At 48.4% G+C, this 16,538-nt stretch carries 17 protein-coding genes; 2 read left to right on the top strand and 15 right to left on the bottom strand.

The features are described 5' to 3' along the window. The first annotated feature begins 120 nt into the window (after positions 1-120). On the top strand, positions 121-366 hold the full coding sequence (locus tag BM358_RS13390) for a DUF6953 family protein (protein ID WP_013312611.1): 246 nt from the start codon (positions 121-123) through the stop codon (positions 364-366). 42 nt (positions 367-408) lie between these two features. Here the strand turns inward: BM358_RS13390 and BM358_RS13385 are convergent, their stop codons facing one another. After that, on the bottom strand, positions 409-1,368 hold the full coding sequence (locus tag BM358_RS13385; RefSeq protein WP_023990972.1) for a helix-turn-helix transcriptional regulator: 960 nt from the start codon (positions 1,366-1,368) through the stop codon (positions 409-411). A 112-nt stretch (positions 1,369-1,480) separates the two neighbouring features. On the opposite strand from BM358_RS13385, the gene BM358_RS13380 reads away from it, so the two are divergent. After that, the gene (locus BM358_RS13380) at positions 1,481-2,428 is read left to right on the top strand and encodes a Gfo/Idh/MocA family protein (protein WP_049828356.1); all 948 of its coding nucleotides are present in this window, start codon (positions 1,481-1,483) and stop codon (positions 2,426-2,428) included. A gap of 24 nt (positions 2,429-2,452) precedes the next feature. Here BM358_RS13380 and BM358_RS13375 read toward each other — a convergent pair whose 3' ends face one another. The 14 genes from BM358_RS13375 to BM358_RS13310 form a co-directional block, all read right to left on the bottom strand. Then, positions 2,453-3,469, bottom strand: coding sequence for an asparaginase (locus BM358_RS13375; protein ID WP_028540873.1), 1,017 nt, complete (start codon positions 3,467-3,469; stop codon positions 2,453-2,455). A 232-nt stretch (positions 3,470-3,701) separates the two neighbouring features. Beyond that, positions 3,702-4,469 (bottom strand): amino acid ABC transporter ATP-binding protein, encoded by a 768-nt coding sequence (locus BM358_RS13370; RefSeq protein WP_028540874.1) that lies wholly within the window; start codon positions 4,467-4,469, stop codon positions 3,702-3,704. A 4-nt stretch (positions 4,470-4,473) separates the two neighbouring features. Next, a complete protein-coding gene (locus BM358_RS13365; protein ID WP_023990975.1) occupies positions 4,474-5,190 on the bottom strand; it encodes an amino acid ABC transporter permease in 717 nt (238 codons plus the stop codon). A 30-nt stretch (positions 5,191-5,220) separates the two neighbouring features. Further along, positions 5,221-6,030: a transporter substrate-binding domain-containing protein gene (locus BM358_RS13360; RefSeq protein WP_023990976.1), complete on the bottom strand. Its 810-nt coding sequence runs from the start codon at positions 6,028-6,030 to the stop codon at positions 5,221-5,223. Between the two features lie 142 nt (positions 6,031-6,172). Further along, on the bottom strand, positions 6,173-6,982 hold the full coding sequence (gene nikE / locus BM358_RS13355) for a nickel import ATP-binding protein NikE (RefSeq protein ID WP_028540875.1): 810 nt from the start codon (positions 6,980-6,982) through the stop codon (positions 6,173-6,175). A 38-nt stretch (positions 6,983-7,020) separates the two neighbouring features. Further along, positions 7,021-7,845 (bottom strand): ABC transporter ATP-binding protein, encoded by an 825-nt coding sequence (locus BM358_RS13350; protein ID WP_023990978.1) that lies wholly within the window; start codon positions 7,843-7,845, stop codon positions 7,021-7,023. A gap of 20 nt (positions 7,846-7,865) precedes the next feature. Continuing rightward, complete coding sequence (nikC, locus tag BM358_RS13345; protein WP_080682961.1) at positions 7,866-8,696, bottom strand: nickel ABC transporter permease subunit NikC; 831 nt, start codon at positions 8,694-8,696, stop codon at positions 7,866-7,868. After that, the gene (gene nikB / locus BM358_RS13340; protein WP_023990980.1) at positions 8,696-9,640 is read right to left on the bottom strand and encodes a nickel ABC transporter permease subunit NikB; all 945 of its coding nucleotides are present in this window, start codon (positions 9,638-9,640) and stop codon (positions 8,696-8,698) included. Before nikB (BM358_RS13340) ends, nikC (BM358_RS13345) begins: the two co-directional genes overlap by 1 nt. A 46-nt stretch (positions 9,641-9,686) precedes the next feature. Beyond that, positions 9,687-11,312 (bottom strand): nickel ABC transporter substrate-binding protein, encoded by a 1,626-nt coding sequence (gene nikA, locus BM358_RS13335; RefSeq protein WP_028540876.1) that lies wholly within the window; start codon positions 11,310-11,312, stop codon positions 9,687-9,689. A gap of 142 nt (positions 11,313-11,454) precedes the next feature. Continuing rightward, the gene (locus tag BM358_RS13330) at positions 11,455-12,231 is read right to left on the bottom strand and encodes an ABC transporter ATP-binding protein (protein ID WP_028540877.1); all 777 of its coding nucleotides are present in this window, start codon (positions 12,229-12,231) and stop codon (positions 11,455-11,457) included. After that, a complete protein-coding gene (locus BM358_RS13325) occupies positions 12,228-13,145 on the bottom strand; it encodes an ATP-binding cassette domain-containing protein (protein ID WP_028540878.1) in 918 nt (305 codons plus the stop codon). Before BM358_RS13325 ends, BM358_RS13330 begins: the two co-directional genes overlap by 4 nt. Further along, entirely contained in the window at positions 13,145-13,960 is an 816-nt protein-coding gene (gene nikC, locus BM358_RS13320) for a nickel transporter permease (protein WP_028540879.1), read from the bottom strand. Before nikC (BM358_RS13320) ends, BM358_RS13325 begins: the two co-directional genes overlap by 1 nt. Before the next feature lie 14 nt (positions 13,961-13,974). Next, positions 13,975-14,904 carry a nickel ABC transporter permease gene (gene nikB, locus BM358_RS13315; protein WP_023990985.1) on the bottom strand — a complete coding sequence of 310 codons (930 nt, stop codon included), beginning with the start codon at positions 14,902-14,904 and terminating at the stop codon, positions 13,975-13,977. A 15-nt stretch (positions 14,905-14,919) separates the two neighbouring features. After that, complete coding sequence (locus tag BM358_RS13310; protein ID WP_028540880.1) at positions 14,920-16,500, bottom strand: ABC transporter substrate-binding protein; 1,581 nt, start codon at positions 16,498-16,500, stop codon at positions 14,920-14,922. Between the last annotated feature and the right edge of the window lie 38 nt (positions 16,501-16,538).

The following is a 16,538-nucleotide window of genomic DNA, read 5'->3' as shown; positions in this document are numbered from 1 at the left end:
TAGCCAACCGCTCAAGTAAATTTATATCAGAAAATTCAATAATTCTCCGAATTGCCGTATACTACGGGGAGGTGAGCCGAACAGCTACACCCAATCGGTACGCAGGAAAGGATACGACAAATGGACAACACCCCTACAACAGAACAAGAGATTGCACAATGGATGGTCGCGCAGATCCGTGAAGTGGGCACCCTGAAACAAGAAGATGCAATTGCATATGTACGCTCTGAGTATGGAGAGCAGTATGTGTTTATAAGCGAGCATGGTCATGTATCTCTGGAAAAAGAAATCAAAAAAGCATTCCGCAAGCTTCATGGTGGTAGAATTGCCTGGGATCGTGACGGATTTCTCTGGGCCTGGACTTAACAAGCAAAAGCATCTGCCCTAGGCAGGTGTTTTTTTAATCATTTATCCATATATCCTCTGGAGTCGGTTAATTTCTTCCTTCACAAACTGTCGGAGTACTGCAGGCTCCAAAACTTCAACCCTACCGATCCAATCCATAGCATCGCGACAAGCCGCTTCATAACTATACATGTTGACCTTTAGAATGAAATGACTGCCTTCCTGTACAGACTGGATGATTTCCATTCTTTTCGCTATAATTCCCGCTTGCTTCTTATTCGTTCGGATCAGAACGGGATAGTATTCTTTCTCTGTACAAAGCTGCTTAAACGCGGTTTCTTGCCTCATCCAATGATGTTCCAGCGAAAAATCGACCGGAACCTCAAACACTTCCGCAGACGGCTGAACCTCCTTGATTCGCTCACATTTAAAGGTCCGAATCTCCTGCCCAACTTCACAGAAGGCAATGAGATACCAATCTCCTTTTTTCACCACAAGTCCATAGGGATGCACATGACGGGAAGAACAGATTCCGTCAGCCTTCTCATATTGAATGGTTATTTTATGGGACCCCCACACTGCAGCTCTCACGGCCTCAAGACAAGGAATGGCTATACGTTCCGTCCACCACGGCGTATCATCAAAATAAAACCGTGCTTTGGCTTTCTTAATATCGGACTGATACGGGTCTGGCATCGTCTGTTCCAGTTTGAGCAGAGCATTCTTTAACTTCAAACCCGATTCGGTGGGCCCACCTGTATAAATGCCCATCCCTGTTAAATACAACTGAATGACATCCCCGCCATTCAACTGTTTCAGGTTCGCCGTATAACCCTCCATTAAATAAATTCCGCCCTTCGGTCCGGATGCGGTAACAATCGGAACGCCGGCTTCAGCCAGGAGGTCGATATCCCTGTAAATGGAGCGTACAGAGGTTTCCAGTGCCAACGCCAATTCCTTGGCCTTCATTCTCCCTCTAGATTCGATACATAATAAAATCGCGATTAAACGATGCAGTCTCACAATCATACCTCCACAATAGATGGTTAACCCGAATTGAAAAGATGATGCAAAGATTGTTGACACCCTGTTGGCAGCAATAGGTGTGTATCATAGAAGTAAAGGGGTGTAATGGATGATGAATATTGGAATATTGGGGACGGGATTCGGCGCATATCATGCCTCATTGTTAAACAACCATCCCAAGGTAAACAGAATCATGGTATTTGGAAGGAACGAAACCAAGCTGCAAAAGCTGAAAGAGGAGCTAAACGTAGAAGTCACACAAAATATAGAGGATATTCTGCTGGATCCAGACGTGGATATCGTCGATCTATGCCTACCCTCCCACCTGCATAGGTCATATGCTGTGGATGCGCTAAAGCACGGTAAGCATGTATTTTGTGAAACACCCGTTTGCTTTAATCTCGAAGACGCTCTTCTTATGCAACAAGCTGCGGAGCAATATGGCAAAAAGATTCTGGTCAACCAGTTCATTAAGTTTGATCCCGCCTATACCTATCTGTATGAGGCATACCGCCAACAGAAGTACGGAAAGCTCATTTCCTTATCTTTGAAAAGAGAAACGCCTCCCCTGTGGGGAGATCTTGGACTAAGCTCCATCCCTACTCAGTTCATGATTCATGAACTGGATTTATTGACTTGGCTATTGGGCCCCTGTGACCCATGTACAGTCTGGGGTACAGAAGTTACCCATCCTGAACAAGCACAGGTTCGTGCTTACTTTCAGCATCGGGATACATTCACAGAAGTCATCGCTTCATCCCATATGCCGGGAAGCTACCCGTTCACAGTGGCCTATGAAGCTTATTTTGAAAAGGCCAAGCTGGTATTCCATGAAAGCGACGAAAACGATCTTATACCTACCGCATTATATGAGTATACCGCATCAGGACAGCAAAAAATCAACCTCGAATCTGCCAATCCATACGAAAAAAGTTTGGATCATGCACTTGAATGCTTTGGTGGACATTCGGAAAGCCTGATTCCACTGGAATCGGCTGTACAAGCGCTGAAAGTGGCTATTGAGATTAAAAGCAGACTGGGGCAAGGCCAGCGTTAACCCGGCTCTACGGAAATCAGCTTCCTATAAGGAAGCTGTATCCGCAGGCAGGGAAACTTCGTCTGCGTAGTTCGTTGCCATAATCTTGGCTACCCCGGCCGGATCGGTCGTCTGCCCCAACGCCCACATCATTTTCGTCACCAGCGCTTCCGTTGTCATGTCATACCCCGGAATAACCCCCTTCTCCAGTACCTTTTGCCCCACTTCGTAAATCGTCAAATCCCCGCCCTCATAAGGACATTGAGTAGTCACGACAATACTCATACCGTCCTTCATCAGTTCCTCGATTTTACTGATCAGGCTTCTTTCTTTAAAAGGGACGCCGCCCATACCAAAGCCCTCAATGACAATACCTTTATAGCCCAAGCCCTGAATGGCATCGAAAATCGCCGGATTCGTACCCGGAATCAGCCTGAGCAGAAATACCTCCGAAGCATACCCGTCGTTGTATGGATAACGAACGGTACTGCGATTTGCAAATACGCCCTCCGTATAGACCACCTTACCGTTCTCCACGAGGCCAATGTACGGATAGTTAATACTCTCAAAGGCGTTATAGCTGCGTGTTCTGATTTTCGAGCTACGGCTACCATTGATAATTTTGCCGTTAAACACGACAAAAACCCCGGCCACCTCGCCACATGCGGTCAGGAATGAGTCAATTACATTTTTTTTGGAATCGCTGTGCTCCGCCAAAATGGAAACTTGTGAACCTGTCACAACGACGGGTTTGTCTACGGTTCCCAGCATGAAACTCAAGGCTGAAGCCGTATAAGCCATCGTATCCGTACCGTGTGCAATGACAATGCCGTCGTACTGATCGAGCGAACGATGTACCATCCGGGCGATGGAAGCCCAATCCTCTGGTTGTGTATTTGTGCTATCAATGCTCATCAGATTATGGGCATCAATCTCGCAAATCTCCTTCAGCTCCGGAATTTCCGCCAAAATATTTTCAGCCGATTGGGTCGGTGTCAGGCCGTTTTCCTGATAAGAGGAAGAAATGGTCCCTCCGGTATTAATGAACAAAACCTTTTTCATATGCCAATGTTCCTTCCCGATTACATCTTCACTGTATTGTTCTTAGAATTTATCATGAATAAGTGTGATAAGCTACTTTGCAATGGAAAAGAATTTGGGATAAGAGGCGCCAAAAAAGCACGACAAACAAGCGCGGGCCTTCCTTCCTCCTGCGACTTGTCTAACGTGCTTTTTACTATAGGTGCAATAAGTCTAAAGCGTTGTACATACCTATAACCCATCCACGTACTTTTTATGGGGATACAGGCTGATCCTGTGGCGCTCTCTGTACCAACGCTTTGCCCAGAAACTGCCGTGTCCGTTCTTCCTTCGGATTGGTGAAAAACTGCTCCACGGGTCCCTGCTCCACGATCACACCATGCTCCATCAGCACAACCCGATCCGCTACATCTCTCGCAAAACCAAGCTCATGCGTGACAATAATCATCGTATTGCCTTCACTCGCCACCTTTTGAATCACGGACAGCACTTCATCCACCAGTTCAGGATCAAGTGAGGATGTCGGTTCATCGAACAACAACACCTGCGGATTTAGTGCCAAAGCACGGGCAATCGCAACTCGCTGCTGCTGTCCACCCGAAAGCTGGGCAGGATAATAGGTCATACGATCCTTTAACCCGACCTTTTCCAAAATGCCTTCACTGATCTCCCTCGCCTGCTTACGATCCAGCTTTTTCACACTGGTCAGACCAATCATCACATTATGGAGTGCATTCAAATTTTTAAACAACTGATATTGCTGAAATACCATTGCCGTTGCCATCCGTAGTCCGAGAATGTCCTTTTTTCCCGCCTTAGCGGCATCGACCTTTACATCGTCAATTTCAATGACTCCGCTGGTCGGCTGCTCCAAAAAATTAATGCTGCGCAGCAACGTGGACTTCCCCGATCCGCTTGGGCCCAGGATCACCACGACTTCTCCCTTGCCTACCGTCAGGTCTATGCCCTTCAACACGTGATGCTGTCCAAAATGCTTATGAATTTGATGAAGCTTGATCATGCTCTTACTCACTTCTTTCGTAAATTCGAATACGCTTCTCCAGCACGACAAGCCCGCGCTCAATAATAATGCACACCAACCAGTAAATCAGGGACACCGCAACATATACCTCAAAAAAAGCCAACGCCCGCGCGCCCATAATTTTAGCCTGTCCCATCATATCGACGACACCGATCATAAAAATAAAAGACGTATCCTTCACCGTACTGATCAGCGTGTTTCCCAGATTGGGCAAAGCCACCGTCAACGCCTGCGGCAATACAATTTTGAGCATAATTTGTGTTTGGCTCATGCCGATGGAATTAGCTGCCTCAAATTGTCCCCGGTCGACTGAATGAATCGCCGCCCGGAACGTCTCCGACAGATAACCCCCGAGATTTAGTGAAAATGACAACAATGCGAAAACCTCGGGTGGAATCACGTAGATATTTAATTGCTGTAAGAAACCGTATTCGCTCTGAAAATAATATAAAAACTTGGGTATTCCATAATATACGAGAAACAGCTGCACAATGAGCGGTGTTCCCCGGATGTAGGAGACATACAGCGTAGACAGTTGCGCCAAGACAGGCACCTTGTATATCCGAATTAACGCCGTTGCCAACCCGATAATCGTACCCAGCAGCATGGACAAAAATGCAATCCATAGCGTAACGGGTAGATACTCAACGATCCGGGGAAGGCTTTTCAGCATATAATCAAGGTCAAACAGCTTTTCCATAGGAACCTCACTTTACCCTTTACATTGTTGTTACTGCGGGATATATTCCCCACCTGTCCATTGTTCAGACAATTTTTTCAGTGTTCCGTCCGTTTTCAACTCTTTAATAATCGGGTCGATTTTAGCTTTCAGCTCTTCGCCCTGCTTATCCTTTTTGAACACCAGATTGATATCATCCGTTTGCACAGGATCACCTATCGCTTCGACCTGCAAACCTTCCTTCTTGATCGTAGCAGCCGTCATGACTGGATCATTCACATAAGCGTCCACCCGGCCATTTTGTACGTCTTGAAGGTTATCGGACGAAGTGCCTGTATCATTGTATTTCAAAATAATTTTATTCCCATTCTTCGCATTATATTGTTCCAGCAATTGTGTGTAGGAGTCGCCTACTGATGCGGCTACCTTCTTGCCTTCTAAATCCTTGAGAGAGTGTATATCCGTTCTGCCTTTTTTCACAACAATGACGGATTGTGCTTGAAAGTAGGATTCATCCGAGAACAAATATTTTTGCTCGCGCTCAGGATTTTTGGCGATTTCATCTGCTACGACCTGAATCTTGTTCGATTCCAGCGCCATGAAAATTCCGTCCCAGCCAGAAGGTACAAACTCAAACTTGTAGCCGTCCAGCTTCTTGTCGATCTCCTTGACTACCTCCACATCGTATCCGGTCAGCTCGTTTTTTTCATTCGTAAAAGCAAACGGAGGGTAGTCATTTTGTGTGCCGACATAGATTACCTTATCCCCCGATGCCGCATCCTTCGAGGAACATCCACTCAAGGCACCCGTTAATAACACAAGAGATAGGCCAATCGCTGCTACCAAAGCAGATTTCTTCATATATGACATCCCCTTTTTAATATCCAAGTAATTTACTATGATTTTATATTATAACGGGTTATTCAAATAATACAACAAGTAAATTTCATTTCGATTATTTATCCATATGTTGCACAAAAAAAGGACCCTTGCGGGTCCACTGTTATCCATGAAGCGGAAAACGCTCTGCTGGATGTTCCGGCAAAATGGACGAGATCAACCGTCGTACAGCCGGATGAGCAGATTCAAAAATCTGATCCTTCTCATCACAGCGCTCAATCAATCTTCCCTGCTCCATCACAGCAATGCCATCACAGACGGCATATGCCGCCCGAATATCATGCGTGATGAACAGATATGACAATCCAAACGAAGATTTCAGTTCTCCCAGCAGGGATAAAATATGCATCTGGTGAACCATATCGAGGCTGCTGACGGACTCATCCAGCACGATCAGCTTTGGTTTAAGCGCAATCGCTCGTGCAATATTGATCCGCTGCAATTGTCCGCCGCTGAATTGATGCGGATATTTAATCCGATCTTCCGGCTTGAGGCCGACCCGTTCCAGCAGGCTTTCGACCGTTCTTTTTTGTTCCTGCACCGATAACCGTTCGTAATTGTCCAATGGCTCACCAATAATCTGCCCGGCGGTCATTCGGGGATTTACAGCAGAGTAGCAGTCCTGAAATACGACCTGCATATCCCGTCGCAGTCCCCTGCGGACTTGGGGGCTCGCATTATAAATGTCCTGTCCCTGGAACAGCACCTGACCCTCCTGCGGCTTCTCCAGCCCCAGAATAACCTTGCCCAGCGTGCTTTTACCGGCTCCGCTGGTACCAAGTAAGCCTAGGCAAAACCCACTTTCTATAGTAAGCGAAACGTTAGCCAACACAGGAGGACGTGGTTCAGAGCGGCCCAGCCATTTGCGCCTTCCATAGCTATGAGTTACTTTCTTCACTTGTAGCATGCGCATTCGCTCCCCTTTTGAAAGTGTAACCGTCGAACAGGCGACTAACCACCTACCTGATTTATGCCCCGAATAGACAACTTGGGTCTGACATGCAGCAGCATTTTCGTATATTCATCCTGCGGGTGATCGAATAACTGATGGACCTCAGCCTGCTCAACAATACGACCCTGCTGCATGACAGCCACTTCATCCGCCAATTGGGAAATGACGCCCAGATCATGCGAGATCAGCAAAATGGACGTATTGTATTCCGTACGCAAGCGATCCAGCTCTCTTAGCACCTGTAGCTGATTGACCACATCGAGCGCCGTCGTTGGTTCATCCGCAATAACTACTGCTGGCCGTAGGCACATGGAAATGGCGATCATGACCCGTTGCAACATCCCGCCGCTCAACTGAAACGAATACCGCTTCATCAGCTTGGCTGGATCGGGCAGATTCATATTTTCCAGAGCCGTTATGGCAAGTTCATGGGCCTGTCGTTTGGTTAATCCGGTGTGCGTGCGGACCGTTTCCATAAACTGAGCTCCGATCGTATACACTGGCGTAAAAGCGCTCATCGGATTTTGCATAATAAACGCGATTTCCTTGCCCCGAATACGGCGCATCTCCTCGGCCACCATTCCGTTCAGCTCACGCCCGTTCAGACGGACACTACCTTCCACGTCCATCGTCTGGCGATCCAGCAGTTGGAGCAACGCTTTACAAGTCACTGTTTTGCCGCTTCCACTCTCGCCGACAAGACCCAGTACCTGTCCCTTTTTCAGCTCAAAATGAGTTGGCTCCAGCAGAGATACCGCCCCGGCACCGGTTTTGAGCTTCACCTGTAAGCCGCTGACCTCCAGCACCTTCGCCCTGTCGTCCATCGTTGTAACTCACTCCCGTTTTACTGACGTTTGGCAATTCCGTATCGGTCGGACAGCGCCTCCCCCAATATATTGAAGGCCATCACCACCACCAGAATCATAACCCCCGGATAGATCATTAATTCCGGATGACTGCGAATGTATCCCGTTCCCTCATGAATCATCGCTCCCCATTCGGGGGTCGGCGGCTGAATGCCTAGACCAAGGAACGACAACGCGGAAATATCCATGATCGCCCAACCCATTTCCAGTGTACCAATGACCACAATCGGCCGCAGCACATTCGGAATAATATGCCGCCGGATAATGGCCCCTGAGGAGGACCCGCTAATCCTTGCAGCAGCTATAAAATTCCGTTCTTTCAGACTGACGACCATATTGCGGCACATTCTGGCATAATACACCCACTGCACCATCATCAAGGCAAGCAGCACCTGCATGAGGCCCGGTCCAAAAATACCGACAATGCCCAGCACAAGCACCAAATTCGGAAACGCCATAATACCTTCGCAAAACCGCATCAACACACTATCGACCCAGCCACCTACATAACCTGCAAGCGACCCGACCACAACGCCGATGCTAAGCGAGGACAGGAAAATTAATGTCGCAAAGCCGAGGGAAATCCGCGCTCCATACAGCAACCGGGATAAATTGCACCGACCCAAATGATCGGTCCCCAGCCAGTATTCTTTCGAAGGTCCCTCCAGCTTGTGCAGTAAATTGACTTTAACCGGATCATGGGGAGCCAGCCAAGGAGCTAGCGCCATAATGATAAAAAGAGCAGCCAGTACGACAGAGCAGACCACGATTACCTTTTGACCTTTGAACATTGTACGCAACCTTATCATCACAGCTCTGCTCGTCCCTTCGATGAAATTCGGGGGTCCATATACAAATGCACCAGATCAACGAGCAAATTGCATACGATGAACAGGCATGCCGCCAAAAACACATAGCATTGTATGACGGGAATATCCCGGTTAAAAATCGCTTCCACAAAATAACGGCCAAACCCGGGCCATGAAAACACCTGCTCCACAATAATTGTTCCGGTCAGAAGCTTGCCCAGATTCATACCCATACTTGTAATCAGTGGAGCAATGGCAATTTTCAGTACATGCTTGAGCATGATCACCCGCTCACGAATCCCTCTAGTTCTGGCATACTGCACATACGTTTCCTGAAGCTGCTCCAACACACTGGAACGCAGCAGGCGCGTATATAAAGCAATCAGAACCAGCGACAGGGTCAAAGTGGGCAACACCAGATGTTGCCACGTTCCTCGCCCCTCTACAGGGAGCCAATCCAATCGGACAGAGAAAAAGAAGATTAACAAATATCCCAGCCAAAACTGGGGTATAGATGCGCCAAAATATGAAATTCCTCGACTAAGCATGTCGATCCATCCATTTTTACGCATCGCCGCCAGCACGCCCAGTGGAATACTCACCACAATAGATAGCACCATACTGCTCACAGCCAATTCAAAAGTGGCGGGCAGCCGAACCTTGACCTCATCCCACACCGGCTTGTTGGTCAGATACGAAGTACCAAAGTCCAATTGACTGATTCTTTGAAGTGTATGCATATACTGCGTCAGCAAAGGCTGATCCAGCCCGAACTCATGCCTTTTCTGCTCCAGAATCTCTGGAGTAGGATAAATATGAGCAGCCGTCAAATAAGCCTCGGCCGGATCAACTGGTGAAATATGAATCAGTGCAAAGGTAACGAGGGTGGCAAAGAGAACAATAGGAATGACCGCTACCATTCGCTTCCCGATATAGCTGATCATGAGTTGTCCTCCTATCCTGTAAACTACCGTTACCTATCGGCTTCAGCTACTTTCCGATTTCAATTCCCTCAAACGGATTTTCATCCCGATTAGCCGGGAATACAAAGTTTGTAATCTTTTTCTGGTACACTGCCGTTTTCTTAATATAAGAAATAGGCACAATGGCAGATTGCTCCTGAAGCGTCTTCAGAATCGAAGCATACAGCTCTTGACGCTTGGTTTCATCTGTCGATGAGAGCGCTTCGTGTACTTGCTGATCCAGATCTTTCTTCATCGGGAGGGCACTCAGCACCTCGGAAATTCCGAAGCTCTTCTTGGCAATGACATTAATAAAGGAATGCGGATCATAAGGTGCACCATAGTTGTACCAGAAGTACAGATCAAACTGGTTGGATCTAAGGCGCTTGATTTGAACCGTCAGCTCCAGTCCGGTCAGGTTCACTTTGACACCCAATTCTCCCCATTCAGCCTGAATGGTTTCAGCCATCGCCTTTTGGATCGGATCAGTCTTATCAAAAATCAGCTCAAAATCCAGCTGTTGTCCGTCTTTTTCCCGTACTGTACCGCCTGCGGGCAGCTTCCAGCCAGCCTCATCCAGCAACGATTTGGATTTTTCCACATCATAGCCAACAGGCTGTAAGTTTACATTCGTATACGGATAGTTTTTGGATAAAACCGTATCCGCTGTTTCCTCCAGCCCCGAGGTTACACCTTCCACCATTGCCTGCTTGTTAAAGCCATGCTGGAGTGCCAGACGTACCCGAAGGTCTGCCAGCTTGGGATTGGATGAGTTGAGTAACAGGCTTCTTGTACCTACAGGCTCGGACAGCGTGGTAACATACTGATTCGTGTCGCGAAGCTGTTTGAAAGCATCCAGACTAATGACACCCTCTCCATAAATCAGATCCAGGTCGCCTTTTTCAAAGGCCATTACACGGGTTTCGCCATCGGGAATGATTTTTACCGTAATTTTATCCACCTTCGGTGCAGTACCCCAATAGTTCGGATTACGCTTAAAGGTTGCATATTCATCTTGCTTGTATTCATCCAGCATCCAAGGTCCTGTACCTACAGGTTTCTTGATTCCTTTGGACGTATCTCCATCATCCGGGAACCCCGCTTCACCCAGAAAACGGAACGGGCGAACGACAGACAAATCCTGAAGCACTGGGTAGTATGGCTCTTTGAGCGTCATTCGGAAGGTGCTGTCATCTACAGCTTCAGTTTTGTCGAGAACGCCTACTATACCAAGCCAGCTGTGCGTTTTCTCATTTTTCATAATAGCGTCAAAGTTCTTTTTGACAATGGTCGCATTAAATAGCGTTCCATCCGAAAATTTCACACCTTTGCGCAGCTTAAACGTATATATTTTGCCGTCCTTGGAAATAGTCCAGGATTCAGCCAAAGCAGGCTCCAGCTTGCCTCCTTGCTTGTAGCTGACTAACGGCTCATAGACCATGGATTGTGCAAAAAGTTGGGAAGGATTGTATACGTGAGGATTCATCGTACCAATGTCACGCGGCCACGATAGCGTGATCGACTTTTCATTGGCAGCTCCGTCAGTAGAGGTGGATGCAGGGGTTTTTTCCTGCTTCGCGCAGCCCAAAACAACGGATAATAAGAGGAGCGCCACCAACATAAGGGTGGCAGTCTTGCGGTGTCGAACGGACATCAATGTATTTCCCCTTTTCTATATATGTGATAATGATTATCATAATCATATTTAGAATAGGTACCACGTTCTATTTTGTCAACAATATTCGACAAGCAATCCTCTTATTTATTTTAAATTTGTATAATATTAAATTTATGGCTTAATTCTCCAACGCTTGAAACAGAGTACGCGTGTACTCATGCTGTAACAAGTCTTCATCCCATTCCTTAAAGATTTCCACGATCTCCCCCTGAACCATGACGGCAACTCGATCACAAAACTGGCGAGTAGATTGGAGATCGTGAGTGATGAATAGGTAGGACAACTGACGTTCCATCTGCATTCTTTTGAGCATGTCCAGTACAGAAGACTGCGTTGTCGTATCCAGATTGGCGATCGATTCATCGAACAAGATAATATCCGGCTCCACCGCCAACGCTCGGGCAATACATACCCGCTGTTTTTGCCCGCCACTCAGCTGTGCTGGGTATTTTTCCAGACTGTCAGCCTCCATTCCTACTGATTCCAATAGAGACAGACAAATATCCAGCGCCTGTGCTTTTAGCTCAGGAAAATAGTTGTGGATCGGCTCCATTAAAATATCTCGAATGGTCATACGAGGATGCAATGAGGAGGACGAATCCTGTGCAACCAACTGGATTCGCTTGTACAGCTGAACGTCCTTCGTCTTTTCGAAATGTATAGGCTGATGATCCAGCCAAATCTCCCCTGAGGTCAACGACTCCAGCCCTAGAATACATTGTGCCAGCGTGCTTTTGCCACTTCCACTTTCTCCAACCAATCCAAGACACTCCCCCTGCCGTAACTCCAGACTCACCTTTTTCACGGCCTGCTCGCTATCTTGCGTGCTGAACCAGCCTTTTCTCCGTTTGCGGACAGGGTATGCTTTGGTCACATTCTTCAATTCCAGCATCACTGGTGCATCCTTCCTTCCGGGCTCATCTCCAACACTCGATCTGCTATGCGGCTCATACCTTGGCGATCATGTGAAATCAACAATATGGTGAGATCAAAGTCTTCTCTCAATTGTTGCAGCAATGCCAAAACCTTGTCGCGGTTGATAACATCCAACGCCGTAGTAGGCTCATCGGCAATAAAAAGGCTTGGACCTGAGCTTAACATTGCAGCCAGCAGCACCCTTTGACACATGCCTCCGCTTAGTTCAAAAGGATATGACGACAAAATATGCTCAGGATCTGTAAACCCAACCTTGCGGAGCAGAGAGCGCAAATAGGCCTCCCGCACTGGAGTAGCGCCTCCTCTGGCTATCTCCATGGCACGGATCAGCATCTGCCGCATCCGTGGCAGCACGCCCAGCGGGTGGACTTGCTGCGGTGCAGTGTGGGATGGGGCAGCACCAGCGTGCCCCGGCTCCATCTGGTCGTGCGGCATCCGACGCCGCCCGTGCAGTCTAAGCGTATCCATCAGCTGGGCGCGGACAGTCCGGATCGGATTCAACCCGCTCAGCGATTGTTGAATGAGCAGGGCAATATCCTCTCGGCGCAGCCTTTGCCAGCGCCGTTCCTGGAACGGGAGAGTGTCTTCCCCGTTATAGTAGATACGCCCTTCCGTAACACCGATACCTGGCTCCAGCATGCCTGCGATTGCGTGTGCGGTCAGACTCTTGCCGCACCCGCTCGGTCCGGTCAGGGCCACAATCTCCCCTGAATATATGGAAAAGCTCACATCCCGCAGCAGTGGTTTGCTCCCACTTCCGCTTGCTCCTACGCCTGTGCGGCAGATTTCCAAATGTTCCACGTGTAACAACGGTTTTCGCCCTGCCACTTGTTCTATCGTATCCTTGCCCCCAAGGGCTATTTGATCTCCCACTATTTGGTCGCCCCCTTTTCCGAAAAGCGGTCGCCCAAAAGCTGGCAGGCAAGTACGAATAGCATAATCGCCAAGCCTGGGAAAATCATGACATGCGGAGCCACCTGAAAATATGAGGTTGCATCATGCAGCATCACGCCCCACTCTGGCTTGGGCGGCTGTACACCCAGTCCAAGAAAGGACAGCCCAGCGATCATCAGCACCACGCGTCCGATATCCCATACCGCATAAACCAACAACTGCGGCAACGCTTGTGGCAATACATAACGTCTCAGTATACGCGCGTGTGAATTGCCGGATAAACGGGCATACCGAACGTAGTCCTCCTGACAGGCTTTTTGAACCAGACTACGGATATACCGGACATAACCCGCCCACCGTACCGCAATAATCGCAAGGGTCATGTTAACAAAACCCGGGCCCAAAATGCCCACAATTGCCACCGTTAAAATAATATCAGGAAAAGCCAATACGCCATCGATTCCCCGCATGATCAGCTGATCTACACGTCCACGCACATAACCAATGAGCAACCCTATAGGCAGACTGAAGCACAACGTAGCTACAGTAATTGCACATGCGATTAGCACGCTCGTCCGAATCCCGTAAATTAGCCGTGACAGCACATCCCGACCCAGATGATCCGTACCGAAAGGATATTTCCGACTGGGTGGTGCCAGACGGTTCAAAAGATCCACTTGAAGAGGATCATGAGGAGCGACCCATGGAGCCAATAACCCAAGCAGCACGATCAGACCAAAAAGTACGCCTCCTGCCAGCAAGCTCCCTTGAAAGGAAAGCCGTATCTTTTTCATTTTCAGCTTCCCCCTTAACGCAAACGTAGCCTCGGATCTATCGCCGTCTGGACCAAATCCACCAAACACTGAACACCTACAATTAAAAATACGGCAAAAATAACATACCCCTGAATCACCGGATAATCTCGCTGGGTAATCGCATCTATAAAATACTTACCTAACCCCGGCCATGAAAAAATGGTCTCGACGATGACATTACCTGCCAGCATAAATGATAGATTGGTACCTAGCAGTGTAATCATAGGCAGAACCGCATGCTTAAATATCTCAAAAAACAGGATATGCATACGCGAAAAGCCTCGAGCCTTCGCTGCTTTCACAAAATTCCGGTCACCCAGCTCCAGCATTTGAGCGCGCAGTACACGGGCTTGCACCGCTCCCAAACCTGCGCCAAGAGTCAGCGCTGGGAGCACTAGATGTGTCCAGTCCTCCCTTCCCATGGATGGGAGCCAGCCCAAGCGAACGGAGAATAGATAGATCAACAGAAAACCAAGCCAAAAAGAGGGAATCGACGATCCCAGCAGGGCAAACAGCCTGCCCAGACGATCCAGTGGGCCGCTGATTTTTAGCGAGGCAGCCAGTCCCAGCCCCAGCGTAAGCACCGTCATGACGGCAAAGCCCGCAGCAGCTAGCTCCACAGTAGCAGGCAGTCTGTTCCATAGTTCGGCTAGCACGGATTCCTTGGATACATACGAGGTGCCCCAATGCCCCGTGAACACATCTCGCAGCCAGTTCACATATTGAATATGAAGCGGCTCGTTTAAGCCCAGTTCCTGCCGTAGCGTCGTCAACGCCTCCTCAGAGGCAGGGACATTATGCGCGGTGAGCAAAATAGTAGCAGGGTCACCAGGAGCGAGCCGCATCAGTACAAAAGTCAGCGTGGATACAACGAATACAATGATGAGCAGCTGCGCCACACGTTCCAGTATAAAACGAATCATAGGATACGCAGCTCGTTATTCCGTAATATCAGATTGCGCTGTAATATAGTAATACTCGATCGGATGGGGTGTAAAACCCTCCACCCCTTTTTTCACACCAAACACATTATCAGGATGCACAATGAACGACTGTGGCAAATCCGCATTGATGATATCCAGCGCTTGTAGTGTCACAGCATTACGCTGCGCTGTATCCTTCGCCAGCTTCAAGCTGTTAAGAATACTCTCTAGCGGTTTGGAACTATACCGGCTTACATTGGCTTCGCTTTTCGAAGAATAAAACATGTCCATAAAATATTGCGGCTCTCCTGTATGAGCAGTAAGCATGCTGTACATTGCAAAATCCCAATCGTTTTTGGTCAACGCCTCGTCGATATTTTCCACCTTGCGAATCTTGACCTGGATTCCCTCTTTCAGCAATTGGCTTTGGATGACCTCAGCCATAACAGAGAGCTCTGGACGCTGAGGGAAAGTCAGCAGCGTAACCTCGAACGGCTTGCCTTGCTTAGTCCATGTCCCTTGAGCGTCCTTCTGCCAGCCATCCTTCGTCAACAGCTGCTCTGCCGTTCCATCCAGCGCTTTACGCTCAACTTTACCGAAGGGAAGAATGCTCGGGAACGGACTACTTGCTTCCGTACCGAAGCCCCTCATGACGGCGCTCACAATCGATGTGCGCGGAATCAGGCTGTCCACCACCTTACGGTTCGCCGCATCCTTGAATACTGGCGATTCCATATTGTACACGATCATATGGGTGCGCAAGGAGGGAGCCGACAGCACTTGTAGCTTGTCGTTCTTTTTCAGTACCTCTGCGTTATCAACCGGAATATCCGTCGCTACGTCCACCTCGCCGGATTGCAGCGCCATCAGACGCGAATTCCCGTCCGTAATGAACTTCATCGTCGCTTCAGCCAGTCGTGCCTTCTCGCCCCAATATCCGTCATAACGCTCTACGACCAACGATTGGTCCTTGTTGAACGCTTTGATTTTAAAGGCGCCTGTCATCGCTGGGTAACTCTGCTCATCTTTCATCGATGCCACATCCAGTACAATTGTCGATGGATCAGCTAGATTGGACACCAGCGCCGCGTTCGGCTGGTTTGTCGTGATTTTCAAAGCCAGCGGGCCGCTTACATCAATGGACTTCACATTCAGTAAATCCTTAGCCAGATGGCTTTTCTCGATAGAGCGCAGCAAAGACGCTTTTACACCTACTGCATCCATACTCTTTCCATCATGAAAAGTGACTTTATCCTGCAAGCTGAACGTCCAAACTGTAGGACTATCCTGCTTCCACTCCTTTGCCAGCCAAGCCACAGGCTCCAGCTTTTCATTCAAACGTACCAGTGTCTCACCTGCACCGGATCGCATCACATCCCAGCTATTATCTCCGTGCGGGTCAACGCCTGACGGTTTCCATGTATACGCCATTACCAGCTTTTTATCTGTCGCTGTTTGTTGTGCTGACGCGTTTTCACCCTTGCCGGAGCTATCCGACGTCTTATTGCTGGCACATCCCGAAAGAGCCATAACTGCCAGCAGCAGCATCACCCCTGTACATATCAACCATGAACGCCTGCTACGATTGCTAATCATTCAATGAATCCCCCTCTATCTTGTAAAATCATATAAAC

The sequence above is a fragment of the Paenibacillus sp. cl130 genome, from assembly GCF_900116035.1.
Classification (GTDB): Bacteria; Bacillota; Bacilli; order Paenibacillales; family Paenibacillaceae; genus Paenibacillus; species Paenibacillus polymyxa_B.
This window is presented reverse-complemented; position numbering and strand designations above follow the sequence as displayed.